Here is a 13,213-nt window from a genome sequence, read left to right as displayed (position 1 = left end):
GAAGGCCGGTGAACGATGTTTCCGAGTCTAGTACATGTAGACAGTGTTCACAATGAACGATCAGGACGACCCGTGCCAGCCCTCTCGCAAGCACCCGCGTGCGCCCGAAGTAGAACGGAGTTCACTGCCGAAGCCGGCAACTTGCCTGGACATTCCCGGGAAAGTGTGGCATAAGCAATGTTCCTTGGCACCCTTGCGCCCCCAGCCCCATGCCTTGCTTCGCCCGTTTCGCCACCCTGAACCGCCCGGCCCAGCCGGCGGCAGGCGCGCGCGTGCGCACCGCGCGGCAAGGCTTTGCCCCTGACCTGGCCAGGCACTTCCCCGCCTGCAACCAGGTCCGTCGCGCCGTGCTTTTCCTGGCCGTGCGGGCAGTTCGGGGCGCCACCCTCCAGCCCTGAGCTTTCCCGCACGGCCCATGTCGCGGATGCCATCCGGCACCCGCTCGATCATGCAGCCAGGAGAAAGCCAGACATGTCACCGCTCTACCGCCATACCTTCTGCGCCATGGTGGCGCTCGCCGCCCTCTACCTGCTCCTCAACTCCTGAGCGGGTGGGAGACTGCCATGGCGAATTTTCATGCCCTGCGCCTGCCGGCGCCGGCGGTGCCGCGCGCGCTCGAGCTGCGTATCGACGTTGACCTGGCACCCGCCGAGATCGAGCGCGAACTCGACACCCTGCACGGCCGCATCGGCCGGCCGGGCGACCGCCTCCATGCGATGCCCGCCCTGCCGGCCGGCGCACCCGGCCTGCGCCTGCGCTACCGCGAGGCGGACGGCGAGTACTACGTGTATGTGGAAGACGTGATGCAGCGCCGGCTGGCCGGTTATACCGTCTTCAACCGGCTGATCGAGGTCGGCCGCCGGGCCGACCCGTGGGTGCGGGCGCCGCATAGCAAGTTTGCGCCCGCTTACCAGCGCCGCGGCCTGGCCCGGGCGCTCTATCGCTGGGCGCTGGACGGCGGGCTATGCCTTCTGAGCGGCGCGCGGCAATCGGCCGGCGCCCACGCGCTATGGCTGGCGCTGGCCCCCGACTACGCCATGGGCTATGTCGATTTGCGCAGCAAGACGCTGACGTGGCTCGGCGAAGCCGTCGATGCCGCCACGCGCGATGGGCTGCATACGCGGATGCTGCTGCTCGGCCGCGGCTGGACGCTGGAGGCGTTCATGGCCCGCACCGGCATGTACTGACGCAGCGCGGTTGGCTTACAGCCAGCGGATCGGCGCGGCCTCGCGGGCATTGGCCGCGTACAGCGTCCAGCCCTGCGCAAAGTAAGCGCGCACGCGCGCGGCCAGCGACTGGCCGCCGCCCATGCGGGCGTAATAGGCGACATCGCGCGTCGGCTGCGCCGCCACGGGCTGCGAGGCCTTCGGCTGTGCGGGCTGGCGATAGAGGGTGTCGGCGAGTGCTTGCATGGCGATTTTCCTTTTTCGGTCGGAAACAGGTTTAGTGTCTCGTGAAGCACTTCTGGCCGGGATTCGGCGTGGATCGCGAGACGATTCAGGGTTATCCCTAGTATAGAGAAGTCGACCGCCGGGCATCCGGGTCATTCCCTATAGGCCGTATATGCATCGCCTGATAACGGCAGCCGCCGAAAACGCCACCTGCAGCGGCCGCGACACCTGGAGATACTCACGCATCACATTCGATATTCTCCGTCGCACATGCCGCGCATTGAGCGTCGGTGATGATGGCACGCGCCGCCTCACCTAGCCTTCAGCCTTGCCCGGATCACGCCCACAGAAGGCACCGACAAGCGGCACACCGATAACAGCGGGGTTGGCCAGGATTTCCGCCTCCAGCCCAGACCAGAACCACGTGAGACCGCCTGACGACGTTCCGCACGACGGACGTTGCAGCGCCCGCAAGGAGACAGCTCATCATGATCGAACAACCCTATCCGTCGTCCGCGGCGGAGGCCGATCCCGCACGCCCCCACGCCCCCCATGTTCCGGAAGTCAAAGGCCGGCTCGACGCGTTCTTCGAGATCACCGCGCGCGGCAGCACCCAGCGCCAGGAAGTGGTGGCCGGCGTCACCACCTTCATGGCCATGGTCTACGCTGTCTTCGTCGTGCCGGGCATGCTCGGCAAGGCCGGCTTCGACACCAGCGCGGTCTTTGTCGCGGTGTGCCTGACCACGGCCTTCGGCTCGCTGCTGATGGGCCTGTGGGCCAAGCTGCCGATCGCCATCGGCTGCGCCATCTCGCTGACCGCGTTCATGGCCTTCGGCCTGGTGCTGGGGCAGGGCCTGTCGCCGGCGGTCGCGCTCGGCGCGGTGTTCCTGATGGGCCTGATCTTCACCGCGATCTCGGTCACCGGCGTGCGCAGCTGGATCCTGCGCAACCTGCCGGCCGGCGTGGCGCACGGCACCGGCATCGGCATCGGCCTGTTTTTGCTGCTGATCGCCTCGAATGAAGTCGGGCTGGTGGTCAAGAACACGCATGCCGGCCTGCCGGTGGCGCTGGGCAAGATCACCTCGTTCCCGGTGGTGATGTCGGTGCTGGGCCTGGCCGCGATTTTCGGGCTGGAGCGCCGCAAGGTGCCGGGCGGGATCCTGCTGGTGATCATCGCCATCTCGGCGCTGGGCCTGGCCTTCGATCCGGCGGTGAAGTTCACCGGCGTGTTCGCGCTGCCGTCGCTGAGCGCACCGGGCCACGAGTCGCTGATCGGCGCCATGGACGTGCGCGGCGCGCTGACCGCCGCCGTGCTGCCGAGCGTGCTGGCACTGGTGATGACCGCGGTGTTCGACGCCACCGGCACCATCCGCGCCGTCGCCGGGCAGGCCGGGCAGCTCAATGCCGCCGGCCATATCCACAACGGCGGACGCGCGCTGACCGCGGACTCGGTCAGCTCGATCTTCTCGGGCATGTTCGGCGGCGCCCCGGCCGCGGCCTATATCGAGTCGACCGTCGGCGTCGCCGCCGGCGCCAAGACCGGCCTGACCGCGGTGGTGGTGGGCCTGCTGTTCGTCGCGGTGATGTTCTTCTCGCCGCTGGCCGCGCTGGTGCCGTCGTACGCCACCGCGCCCGCGCTGATGTACGTCGGCCTGCTGATGCTGTCGAGCGTCAGCCGCCTGCACATGGATGACCTGGTCGACGCACTGGCCGGCCTGGTCTGCGCCGTGTTCATCGTGCTGACCTGCAATATCGTCACCGGCATCATGCTCGGCTTCTGCACCCTGGTGGTGGGCCGTGTCGTGGCCGGCGAATGGCGCAAGCTCAATCTCGGCACCGTGGCGATCGCGGTGGTGCTGGCTGGGTTCTACGCCGGCGGCTGGGCGATCTGACGCCACCGTGCATGACCGCGTCCCGGCTGCTGCCGGGACGCTGACAACCAGATGTCTCCTCCACCGCGATCCAGGTGGATTTCAAGCCCGGGCTTCCTGCTTTCCCGGGCTGTTTTTTTTGGCGCTGGCCGGTCGCGATGGCACCTTCACTGCGACGCCTGCATTGCCGCCATATCCATGTACACCAGCTCCCAGACATGGCCGTCCAGGTCCTGGAAGCCGTGTCCATACATAAAGCCCAGGTCCATTGGCGGCTTGTAGGTATTGCCGCCCGCCAGCACCGCGGCATTGACCATTTCATCGACGCGGGCCCGGGTTTCCATCGACAGGCAAACCAGGACTTCGGTGGCTTTGCGCGCATCGCAGATGTCATTGGGCGAGAACGTGCGGAACTTGGCTTCGGTGAGCAGCATCACGAAAATGTTCTCGCCGACGATCATGCAGGTACCGGTATCGTCGGTAAATTGCGGATTGAAGGTAAAGCCCAGCTGGGTAAAGAAGGCAATCGACTTTTGCAGGTCGCGCACGGGTAAATTGACAAAGATCTGCTGACTCATGGGGGGCTCCGGTAGTCGTGGCGTGGCACTGCGCGGGGCGCAGACAAACAGTCTAGGCGCTAAAGCCAGGCGGCGCGCGTAATTCGATTGGCCCTAAATGAGGGGAAAAAAATAGGAAGCCCGGCGCAGCAAAACCGTCATTGATGGGGCAATGTCGCGGCCATGGACGCGCCAATCGTTCCCGCATTGGGCGTGACAATCATAGCGACAAGCCGCCCGACAATCTGTCCGTGCAATCTGCGTTATTTTTTGTAAAATTTTTCCAGGTGCTCTGTCACCGGAATTTCTAGTACCATGCAGCGGCCTAATTGCAGAAAGGGGATATAAATGGCGACATACAAGCAACTCCTGGCTGAGAAGGAAGCGCTGGAAGCCAAGCTGAATGAAGTGCGCGCGACCGAAGTAGCGGGCGTGATCGATAAAATCCGCGACCTGATGACCGAATATGGCCTGACCGCGGAAGACATCCTGCCCCGGCGCAAGCGCGGCCGCCCTGCCGGCAGCAGCGCGCGCAAGACTGCCGCCGCCCTGCCCCCGAAGTACATGGACCCCAAGACCGGCAAGACCTGGTCGGGCCGCGGCCGTGCCCCGGCCTGGCTGGGCAAGCGCCCGGAGCGCTTCCTGATCGAGCAGTAAGCCAGTCCTGCCGCGGGGCTCAGGGGGCCGATGCGGTTGCCCGCTGCCCCGCCAACCCGTCCGCAGCCGCAGGGCCCGGACGGGTTTCACAACGCCTGGCAGACATAATCCTTGCGCAGCGCCCTGAAGCCCTGCTGCGTCGGCTCGGCCGTCAGGCGCGCGCCACCATCGGCCAGCGGCTGCAGGCGCAAGATCCGCGCCGAACACTGGCTGGCGGTCTCGTCCCGCTGGTAGCGGATCTCGTACTGCGCGCCAGCCACCGGCACGAACGACACGCCCGCGGCACAGCGCATCTCGGGCAGCGGCGGCGCGGCCGCCGAAGTTACCGCCACATAGATGCGCCGGCCCGCCTCGACCAGCCGTTCACGGGTGCGCGCGGCCGGCTCCGGCGAACGCCCGGCCATGTCGAGGCTGCGCTCCCTTCCCATCGCCGACAACTGCCTGCCCATCCCCGCCAGCACCAGCGGGCGGGCCGGATCCGGACACCTGGCCGGATCGACGACGGTGAACGAGGTGTTTTCGTCGGTGCTGGTCACCAGCCGCACGCTGGCGGACGGCGCACCGGCAGGTACCCGGTATTGCGCCACGCAACCCGACACCGCCGCGGCGGCGGCAAGCAATGGCAACACGGCAAGGCGGGGCGGGAAGGCGAACGACCGGTCATGGCGCATGGCGGCGGGCAGATTGAGTCGCGGAACGTGGATGCCGGGCTTGGTGAAGCGTTGGTGGCACGATGACGCAACATGGGCCATGGATACCGTCAGATCGCGCTGCGGCCAACCCAACTGTCGGCGGCCGCTGGTGCCGGAGCAGTCCCGCCATGTCGTCAAAGCCACCCAGCATACCCGCTTCCGCCGCCCGCTGGCAGCCGCACAAACCCATGTTGAAAACTCCGACGTGATATCCACAGAATCTGTGGATATCCTGCCGTGCCCTGTCCGAAAACCGCGGTCTGTGCGCCACCGCACCGGACTGCCCAAAATTTAAGCAACGGGTTGCAGCGGACCGCCAAGCCAGCAACGACGCGGGCCTCACTGTCGCCTGGCATCCAAGGACGCCTGCGTGAGCGTCCGTTAAGCTGCCTGGCCCACACTTCCGGCCGCCCCGCACCCTTGAAGGGCCCATCGTCACCGCGTAATCTCTTTCGTACCGGGGGCTGCACGGGCGCATTTGCGCCACTTTGCCAGCCAGAAAACGACGATGCCACAACAAGAGCCTATCCAGGCCGGGCCGTTGCCTCGTGACCTGCTGCACGCACTGCGTGAAGGCGGTTACGACGTATCGGCACTCGCGCCTGCCCCGGAATCCGACTCCGACTCCTGCGACCACCAACCCGCCGCGCACGCGGCCGACCCGCAACAGGCCATCCACCTGCTGCTGGCCGTCTATCACGCCACCGGCGACCCCGCCATCGGATTGTGGCTGGGCAGCCGGATGCCGCCCGACCTGCTCGGCCTGGCCGGCCTGCCCGCCATGGCCGGCCCGTCATTGGGCACGGCCCTGCGGCGCATCGCGCGCTACCAGAAGCTGCTCGCCGGCGACCGCGTGGAACTGCGCCGCCAGGGCGACGAAGCCTGGGTCTGCATCCGCCCGAGCGATCCCGAGGCGCCCGACAGCCGGCCGCGCATCGACATGGAGCTGTGCTCGCTGCTGGCCTTCGGCCGGCGCTTCACGCGCAAGCCGCTGCATCCGCTGCGGGTATCGCTGCGCATCGGCCAGCCGGCCTGGCACCTGCGCTATACCGAGGCCTTCGACTGCCCGGTGCGCTTCGGCGAGCCCGAAGACGCGATCGTGTTCGGCCGCCGCGACCTGGCGCTGCGGCTGATGGCGCGCGACCGCTCCAGCCCCGCGGCACCGCCCGCCAGCCGCGACCTGCGGCCGGCAGCGGCCTCGCTCTACGATGTGCGCAGCGCCCTGCAGCAGCTGGCCGGCGACCGCGCGCTGAGCCTGGCCGCGGTGGCGCGCCACCTCGACATCAGCGAGCGCACGCTGCAGCGCCGGCTGATGGCCGCCGGCACCAGCTTCCGCACGCTGTGCGAAGACGCGCGGCGCGAGCTGGCCGGCCACTACCTGAGCGAAGGCGCGTTGTCGCTCGGCGAGATCGCGTTCCGGCTCGGCTTCGACGATGCCAACTCGTTCTTCCGCGCGTTCCGCCGCTGGACCGGCATGACGCCGGGCGACTACCGGCGCCACGCCATGCCCGCGGCCCAGCCGCCGGCGTAGCGAGGGAGCTGGCTCACCCGCCGCGGGGCCGCTCCCACGGCGGGTTGTCGCCAAAGCGCTCGGCCAGGAAATCGACGAAGGCGCGCACGCGCGGCGGCACCAGCCGCCGCTGCGGCATCACCGCATAGATGCCGGTGTCGGCCAGCGGATAATCGGGCAACACCTGCACCAGCCGGCCGGCCTGCAGGTCGGCACAGACATGCCAGGCCGAATGCAGTGCGATGCCAAAGCCCGCCAGCGCCGCGTCGGACAGCAACTCGCCGGTATTGGCCTCGATCCGGCCGCGCACGCGCACGGCAATCTCGCCGCCGGCGCCATCGCCCAGCCGCCAGACATCCTGCCGACCCTGGCTGCCCACCAGCAGCAGGCAATCGTGCCGCGCCAGGTCCTGCGGCGTGCGCGGCGTGCCGCGCCGGCGCAGGTAGTCGGGCGACGCGCACAGCAGCCGACGGTTGTTGGCCAACCGGCGCGCGACCAGCGCCGAGTCGTCGAGCGCGCCGATGCGGATCGCCAGGTCGAAGCCCGCGCTGACCAGGTCGAGCACGTGGTCGCTCAGGTTGACGCTGAGCGATACCCCGGGATGCCGCACCAGGAATTCCGGCAGCAGCGGCGAGACGTAAAGCCTTCCGAACGACGACGACGTCGTCACCCGCAAGGTGCCGGTGATGCCGGTGCCGGCCTGCCGCAACGACGCCCCCAGCGCCTCCAGGTCGTCCACCAGCGCGCGCCCCTGCTCGGCCAGCACTGCGCCCTCAGGGGTCGCGTGCAGCCGCCGCGTGGTGCGATGCAGCAGGCGCACGCCCAGCTCGCGTTCCAGCCGCTGCAAGCGCTGGCTGGCCACCGCCACCGACAGGTCCAGGCTGCGCGCCGCAGCACTGATCGAGCCCAGGTCGAGCACGCGCAGAAACAGCCCGATATCGCCGATCCGGTCCATGATTCTCAATGATTTATTGAAGCTGATTATGGATCATGCCGGTTTTTGCTGAAGCCGGAAAGGGCCAGACTGCGGGCTTCGTCCTCCCTCGCGACCCTCTCCGACCATGGCTTCCTTCCCTTCCACCCTCGCCACTCCCGCCCGGGGCCGGCTCCCGATGGCGTTGTACGCGCTGACGGCCGGTTCCTTCGGCATCGGCTGCGCCGAATTCGTGATCATGGGCCTGCTGCTGCAGGTTGCGGCTGACTTGCAGGTGACCATCGCCGCCGCCGGCATGCTGGTGTCCGGCTACGCACTGGGGGTGTTCGCCGGCGCGCCGGTGCTGACCCTGCTGACGCGCCGCATGCCGCGCAAGGCGGTGCTGCTGGCGCTGATGGTGATCTATACCGTCGGCAACGCCGCGTGCGCGCTGGCGCCCGACTACACCACGCTGATGATCGCGCGCGTGCTGACCTCGCTCACGCATGGCACCTTCTTCGGCGTCGGCGCGGTGGTCGCGACCGGGCTGGTGCCGGAGGACCGCCGTGCCTCGGCGATTTCCGTGATGTTTTCGGGCCTGACCCTGGCCACGCTGCTGGGCATGCCCGCCGGCGCCTGGCTGGGCCTGCACCTGGGCTGGCGCTCGACCTTCTGGGCCATGACGCTGGTCGGGCTGCTGTCGCTGGCGGTGATCGCGCTGCTGGTGCAGAAGAGCCAGGACCACGGCGCGCGCGTGGCGCTGCGCGACGAGCTGGCCACCATCGGCCGCCCGCAGGTACTGCTGGGGCTGTTGATGACGGTGCTGCAGTCGATGGGGATCTTCGCCGTGATCACCTACGTGCAGCCGCTGCTGACGCGCGTGTCGGGCTTTGGCGAGGCGGCGGTATCGCCGATCCTGCTGCTGTTCGGCGCCGGCATGATCATCGGCAACGTGCTGGGCGGCCGCTTTGCCGACCGCGCCCCGACGCGCGCCGTGCTGACTACGCTGGCGGCACTGACGCTGGTGCTGGCGGCGATGACGCTGGCCATCCACAGCCAGGTGCTGGTGGTGGCCTTCGTCGGTGTCCTCGGCGTCGCAGCCTTTGCCACGGTGTCGCCGCTGCAGTTGCGCGTGCTGCGCCACGCCCACGGCGCCGGCGAGAACCTGGCGTCGAGCTTCAATATCGCCGCGTTCAACCTGGGCAACGGCCTGGGCGCGTGGATGGGCGGGGTGGTGGTCGACCATGGCCCGGGACTGACGGCACTGCCCTGGGTTGCGGCACTGGCACCGATGGCGGCGCTGGCGGTGGCGTGGCTGAGCGTGAAGCGGGAACAAGGCGCGCGCGCCCGCGCGCCGATGGCGGCCTGCCCCTGAGCGCCCGCGCGATATCGTCAGCCCGGCTTGCCGTCCACCCGCGGACGCGCCAGCCGCGGCGCATACGTCAGCGCATAAAGTCCGAAGCCCGCCACCCAGCACGCGCCCGCGCCCCATACCCAGTGCAGGTAGCCGGCGGGCCAGGCCATCGGCCCGAATACGCGCAACACCGCCGCCGCGGCCACCAGCCAGTACGCCGCGGTCTCGGCGCCGCCGGCCACCAGCATGCGGCCGGTGTGGCCCAGCGCGGTGCGGGTAACCATGGCGATGATCGCCACGCCGAGCACGCCCACGGTGAACGCGTGCGTCGCCAGCCCGGCCATCACCAGGCCCAGCGCACCGAGCGCCTGCAGCAGCAGCGCCACCGGCAGCCACGCGTAGGCCAGGTGCAGCACCCACAGGATCGGCCGGTTGCCGACCGCATGGCCGCGCCACCCCGCCACGCGCGCACCCAGCACCAGCGCCGCCAGCAACGACAGCGCCGCCACCAGCCATCCGGGTACGGGCAGCAGGCCCGCCGCCAGCCCGAGCACCGCAGCGGGAATCGCCAGCCGATCCACCTGCCGGTACTGGCGCAACCGGAAGCCGGGAATCGCATTGGTGGTGAACATCGGGATCACGCGCCCGCCGATCACCACCACGAACAGCGTCACCAGCGCCACGCCGGCGCGGCAGGCCACCATCGCGCCGACGTCATGGCCGCGCGCCTGCAGCCACAGGCTGGCGATATCGGCCAGCGCCAGCAGCCATAGCGCGAGCGCCAGCGGATAGTTCCGGCGATTGCCGCCGCGCACCAGCGTGCGCGTGAAGGCCAGCGCCGCCAGCGGCAGGAACCCGGCTTCGATGGCGAAGGCAACGGTGCCCGGCGCCACCCACAGGCCCACGCGTCCGGCCAGCCACAGCCCGAACAGCACGGCCAGTGCCGCGCCGGTCGGCGTGGGCTGCCCGGTCCAGGCCCGTCCCGCCGTGAACAGGAAACCCACCACGACCGCCGCGCCAAAGCCGAACACCATTTCGTGCGCATGCCAGAACATCGCCGGCAGCCCCGGTGCCGGCGCGAACGCGTGCACGCCGGCCAGCATTGCCGACCACGCTGCGATCGCCAGCGCGGCAAACACCGCGCCGCCCAGATAGAACGGGCGGAAGCCCAGCGCAAACAGGGCAAAGCCACGTGGCGGCGGGCCCGCAGGGGCCTTGCCGGAAGGCGGCGTGCGCCGCGCGGGAAGGATGGGAATGGTGTCCATGACTGGAGAGAGCAATGAGGGGGCGGCGCGGGGTTCGCCGCGGCGGCGCAAAGCGATGCACCGCAAGTCGTCCCCACGATAGCACCGCCGCCGCGCCGGCGACCTCCCCCGGTAGAACTACCTCCAAAGGCAGTCAGCGCCCGCGCCTGCGCTGTGCGGCCGGCGAATAGGCAGCACCAGCGCCCGCCCCTACTCTGGCATCACCCCCGCCAAAGTTGACACAGGAGCATGGCCATGGCCACCCAAACCCGCGCGCCGGAGCCGATCCCGCCCGGCGCCGCACTGACACTGGCGTCCAGTACTTTTGCCTTCACCATCTGTTTTGCCGTGTGGATGCTGTTCGCGGTCCTCGGCATTCCCCTCAAGCAACAGCTCGGCCTCAACGACACCGAATTCGGCCTGCTCGCCGCCACCCCGGTGCTGAGCGGCTCGCTGATCCGCGTGCCGCTGGGGCTGTGGACCGACCGCTTCGGCGGCCGCATCGTGTTCTTCGTGCTGATGCTGGCCACCGTGATCCCGATCTGGCTGATCTCGTACGCGACCACGCTGTGGCAGCTGCTGGTGCTGGGCCTGTTCGTCGGCCTGGCGGGCGGCTCGTTCTCGGTCGGCACGCCCTACGTGGCGCGCTGGTTCCCGCGCTCGCGCCAGGGGCTGGCGATGGGCATTTTCGGCGCCGGCAACTCGGGCGCGGCGCTGACCAAGTTCGTCGCGCCGGCGCTGATCCTGGCGGCCGGCACCTGGACCGTCGTGCCGCGCGTGTATTCGGTGGCGATGCTGGTCACCGCGCTGCTGTTCTGGGTGTTCTCGCGCAGCAACCCGGCGCACATGGTCAAGTCCAGCGTCGGCTGGCGCGAGCAGCTGGCGGTGATGCGCGACCCGCGCGTGTGGCGCTACTCGCAGTACTACTCGGTGGTGTTCGGCGGCTATGTCGGCCTGTCGCTGTGGATGACCAAGTACTACATCGGCGAATACGGCTTCGACATCAAGGTGGCGGCCTTCCTCGCAGCCTGCTTCTCGCTGCCGGGCGGCGTGCTGCGCGCGATCGGCGGCTGGATCTCGGACCGCTACGGCGCGCACCGCACCACCTGGTGGGTGATGTGGGTGAGCTGGGTCGGCTTCTTCCTGCTCAGCTATCCGCAGACCGACTTCATCGTCCAGACCACCAGCGGCCCGCAGGCCTTCCGCATCGCGCTGACGCCCACGCTCTTCACCATCCTGCTGTTCGTGGTCGGCATCGCCTTCGCCATCGGCAAGGCCTCGGTGTTCAAGTTCATCTCCAACGACTTCACCCACAACATCGGCGCGGTCTCCGGCGTGGTGGGCCTGGCCGGCGGCCTGGGCGGCTTCGTGCTGCCGATCCTGTTCGGCATGCTGGCCGACCTGACCGGCGTGCGCAGCAGCTGTTTCATGCTGATGTACGGCACCGTGTGCGTGAGCCTGGTGTGGATGCATTACAGCCACCGCGCCGAACGCCAGCGCAAGGCCCAGGCCGTCGGCCTGACCCAGGCGGCCTGACGCGGCACTGACCCCCCTGCGCCTGCGCGCATTCTTCCTCAAGGCACACTGATCATGACCTCATCCGTACTCACCCGCTGGGAGCCCGAGAACGCGGCGTTCTGGCAAAGCGAGGGCGAGCGCATCGCCTACCGCAACCTGTGGATCTCGATCCCGGCGCTGATGCTGGCCTTCGTGGTCTGGATGCTGTGGAGCGTGGTCGCGGTCAACCTCGACCGCGCCGGCTTCCAGTTCACCAAGAACCAGCTGTTCTGGCTGACCGCGCTGCCGGCGCTGTCGGGCGCCACGCTGCGCATCTTCTACTCGTTCCTGGTGCCGGTGTTCGGCGGGCGCCGCTTCACCGCGATCTCCACCGCGCTGCTGCTGATCCCCGCGCTGGGCATGGGCTTCGCGCTGCGCGACCCGTCCACCGGCTATCCCACGCTGCTGGTGCTGGCGCTGCTGTGCGGGCTGGGCGGCGCCAACTTCAGTTCGTCGATGGCCAATATCAGCTTCTTCTTTCCCAAGGCGAAGAAGGGTTTGGCCACCGGGCTGAATGCCGGGATCGGCAACCTGGGCGTGTCGGTGGTGCAGTTCGTCACGCCGCTGGTGGTGTCGCTGGCGGTGTTCGGCGCGCTCGGCGGCGAGCCGCAGCAATACCAGGCCAACGGCGCCACGCAGGACCTGTGGCTGCAGAACGCCGGCTTTATCTGGGTGCCGTTCATCGTGGTGTCGGCACTGGCCGCGTGGTTTGGCATGCATGACATCGCCGACGCCAAGGCCTCGTTCGCCGAACAGGCGGTGATCTTCAAGCGCAAGCACAACTGGCTGATGTGCTGGCTCTACGTGGGCACCTTCGGCTCGTTCATCGGCTTCTCGGCCGGGCTGGCGCTGCTGACCAAGTCGCAGTTCCCGGGCGTAAACCCCACCGCCTACGCCTTCCTGGGGCCGCTGGTCGGTGCGCTGACGCGTCCCGTGGGCGGCTGGATCTCCGACAAGCTCGGCGGCGCGCGCGTCACGCTGTGGACCTTCGTCGGCATGATCGCGGCGGTGTTCGCGGTGCTGGCGGCGCTGCCGCACGACGGCGCCGGAGGCAACTTCACGTACTTCCTCGCGGCCTTCATCGCATTGTTCGCGCTGACCGGCATCGGCAACGGCTCGACCTTCCGCATGATCCCGGTGATCTTCCTGACCGAGCGCCAGCGCGCCGCGAAGGGCAAGGGCGACGCCGCGCAGCGCCAGGCGCTGCAGGACGCCGGCAAGGAATCGGCCGCGGTGCTGGGCTTTTCCGGCGCGATCGGCGCCTACGGCGGCTTCTTCATCCCCAAGAGCTTCGGCACCTCGCTGGAGCTGACCGGTGCGCCCGACGCCGCGCTGTATTGCTTTGTCGCCTTCTATGTCAGCTGCGTGCTGGTGACGTGGTGGTACTACGCGCGCCGCAACGCCCCCATGCCCTGCTGAACGCCTTGCCGGCCGGCCTAGTTCTTCGGAACTAGGCCCGCGCCGGAC

General features: G+C 68.8%; 12 protein-coding genes. 7 read left to right on the top strand and 5 right to left on the bottom strand.

Annotated elements, in window-relative coordinates:
• Positions 1–563 precede the first annotated feature (563 nt).
• The gene (locus tag FHX60_RS21035; protein ID WP_183284494.1) at positions 564–1,187 is read left to right on the top strand and encodes an N-acetyltransferase; all 624 of its coding nucleotides are present in this window, start codon (positions 564–566) and stop codon (positions 1,185–1,187) included.
• A 15-nt stretch (positions 1,188–1,202) separates the two neighbouring features.
• Here FHX60_RS21035 and FHX60_RS21030 read toward each other — a convergent pair whose 3' ends face one another.
• A complete protein-coding gene (locus FHX60_RS21030; protein WP_092314335.1) occupies positions 1,203–1,412 on the bottom strand; it encodes a hypothetical protein in 210 nt (69 codons plus the stop codon).
• Positions 1,413–1,879: 467 nt separating this feature from the next.
• Here FHX60_RS21030 and FHX60_RS21025 point away from each other — a divergent pair, with 467 nt between their 5' ends.
• Complete coding sequence (locus FHX60_RS21025; protein WP_112775854.1) at positions 1,880–3,283, top strand: NCS2 family permease; 1,404 nt, start codon at positions 1,880–1,882, stop codon at positions 3,281–3,283.
• Positions 3,284–3,429: 146 nt separating this feature from the next.
• Here the strand turns inward: FHX60_RS21025 and FHX60_RS21020 are convergent, their stop codons facing one another.
• Positions 3,430–3,840: a VOC family protein gene (locus FHX60_RS21020; RefSeq protein ID WP_112775853.1), complete on the bottom strand. Its 411-nt coding sequence runs from the start codon at positions 3,838–3,840 to the stop codon at positions 3,430–3,432.
• A gap of 327 nt (positions 3,841–4,167) precedes the next feature.
• Here FHX60_RS21020 and FHX60_RS21015 point away from each other — a divergent pair, with 327 nt between their 5' ends.
• Positions 4,168–4,476 carry an H-NS histone family protein gene (locus FHX60_RS21015; protein WP_092314341.1) on the top strand — a complete coding sequence of 103 codons (309 nt, stop codon included), beginning with the start codon at positions 4,168–4,170 and terminating at the stop codon, positions 4,474–4,476.
• Between the two features lie 86 nt (positions 4,477–4,562).
• On the opposite strand, the gene FHX60_RS21010 is transcribed toward FHX60_RS21015, so the two are convergent.
• On the bottom strand, positions 4,563–5,228 hold the full coding sequence (locus tag FHX60_RS21010; protein ID WP_260164326.1) for a hypothetical protein: 666 nt from the start codon (positions 5,226–5,228) through the stop codon (positions 4,563–4,565).
• 448 nt (positions 5,229–5,676) lie between these two features.
• On the opposite strand from FHX60_RS21010, the gene FHX60_RS21005 reads away from it, so the two are divergent.
• Positions 5,677–6,699, top strand: a complete 1,023-nt coding sequence (locus FHX60_RS21005; RefSeq protein WP_260164324.1) for an AraC family transcriptional regulator — start codon at positions 5,677–5,679, stop codon at positions 6,697–6,699.
• A 13-nt stretch (positions 6,700–6,712) separates the two neighbouring features.
• On the opposite strand, the gene FHX60_RS21000 is transcribed toward FHX60_RS21005, so the two are convergent.
• Entirely contained in the window at positions 6,713–7,633 is a 921-nt protein-coding gene (locus FHX60_RS21000; RefSeq protein ID WP_092314347.1) for a LysR family transcriptional regulator, read from the bottom strand.
• A gap of 106 nt (positions 7,634–7,739) precedes the next feature.
• Here FHX60_RS21000 and FHX60_RS20995 point away from each other — a divergent pair, with 106 nt between their 5' ends.
• A complete protein-coding gene (locus FHX60_RS20995; RefSeq protein WP_183284493.1) occupies positions 7,740–8,966 on the top strand; it encodes an MFS transporter in 1,227 nt (408 codons plus the stop codon).
• 17 nt (positions 8,967–8,983) lie between these two features.
• Here the strand turns inward: FHX60_RS20995 and FHX60_RS20990 are convergent, their stop codons facing one another.
• Positions 8,984–10,210, bottom strand: coding sequence for an NnrS family protein (locus FHX60_RS20990; RefSeq protein WP_183284492.1), 1,227 nt, complete (start codon positions 10,208–10,210; stop codon positions 8,984–8,986).
• A 234-nt stretch (positions 10,211–10,444) separates the two neighbouring features.
• On the opposite strand from FHX60_RS20990, the gene FHX60_RS20985 reads away from it, so the two are divergent.
• Complete coding sequence (locus tag FHX60_RS20985; RefSeq protein WP_183284491.1) at positions 10,445–11,725, top strand: MFS transporter; 1,281 nt, start codon at positions 10,445–10,447, stop codon at positions 11,723–11,725.
• Positions 11,726–11,779: 54 nt separating this feature from the next.
• Positions 11,780–13,165 carry a NarK family nitrate/nitrite MFS transporter gene (locus FHX60_RS20980; protein ID WP_183284490.1) on the top strand — a complete coding sequence of 462 codons (1,386 nt, stop codon included), beginning with the start codon at positions 11,780–11,782 and terminating at the stop codon, positions 13,163–13,165.
• Positions 13,166–13,213 lie beyond the last annotated feature (48 nt).

Source organism: Cupriavidus alkaliphilus (genome assembly GCF_014191175.1).
GTDB classification, from domain to species: Bacteria; Pseudomonadota; Gammaproteobacteria; order Burkholderiales; family Burkholderiaceae; genus Cupriavidus; species Cupriavidus alkaliphilus.
Note: the sequence above shows the minus strand (reverse complement) of the source record. Positions and strands in the feature narration are given on the sequence as shown.

Coding starts and splice junctions, on each gene's coding strand:
- FHX60_RS21000 (WP_092314347.1), bottom strand. CDS start 7,633: ATGGACCGGATCGGCGATATCGGGCTGTTTCTGCGCGTGCTCGACCTG.
- FHX60_RS21015 (WP_092314341.1), top strand. CDS start 4,168: ATGGCGACATACAAGCAACTCCTGGCTGAGAAGGAAGCGCTGGAAGCC.
- FHX60_RS21030 (WP_092314335.1), bottom strand. CDS start 1,412: ATGCAAGCACTCGCCGACACCCTCTATCGCCAGCCCGCACAGCCGAAG.
- FHX60_RS21025 (WP_112775854.1), top strand. CDS start 1,880: ATGATCGAACAACCCTATCCGTCGTCCGCGGCGGAGGCCGATCCCGCA.
- FHX60_RS20995 (WP_183284493.1), top strand. CDS start 7,740: ATGGCTTCCTTCCCTTCCACCCTCGCCACTCCCGCCCGGGGCCGGCTC.
- FHX60_RS21035 (WP_183284494.1), top strand. CDS start 564: ATGGCGAATTTTCATGCCCTGCGCCTGCCGGCGCCGGCGGTGCCGCGC.
- FHX60_RS21020 (WP_112775853.1), bottom strand. CDS start 3,840: ATGAGTCAGCAGATCTTTGTCAATTTACCCGTGCGCGACCTGCAAAAG.
- FHX60_RS20985 (WP_183284491.1), top strand. CDS start 10,445: ATGGCCACCCAAACCCGCGCGCCGGAGCCGATCCCGCCCGGCGCCGCA.
- FHX60_RS21005 (WP_260164324.1), top strand. CDS start 5,677: ATGCCACAACAAGAGCCTATCCAGGCCGGGCCGTTGCCTCGTGACCTG.
- FHX60_RS21010 (WP_260164326.1), bottom strand. CDS start 5,228: ATGGCCCATGTTGCGTCATCGTGCCACCAACGCTTCACCAAGCCCGGC.
- FHX60_RS20980 (WP_183284490.1), top strand. CDS start 11,780: ATGACCTCATCCGTACTCACCCGCTGGGAGCCCGAGAACGCGGCGTTC.
- FHX60_RS20990 (WP_183284492.1), bottom strand. CDS start 10,210: ATGGACACCATTCCCATCCTTCCCGCGCGGCGCACGCCGCCTTCCGGC.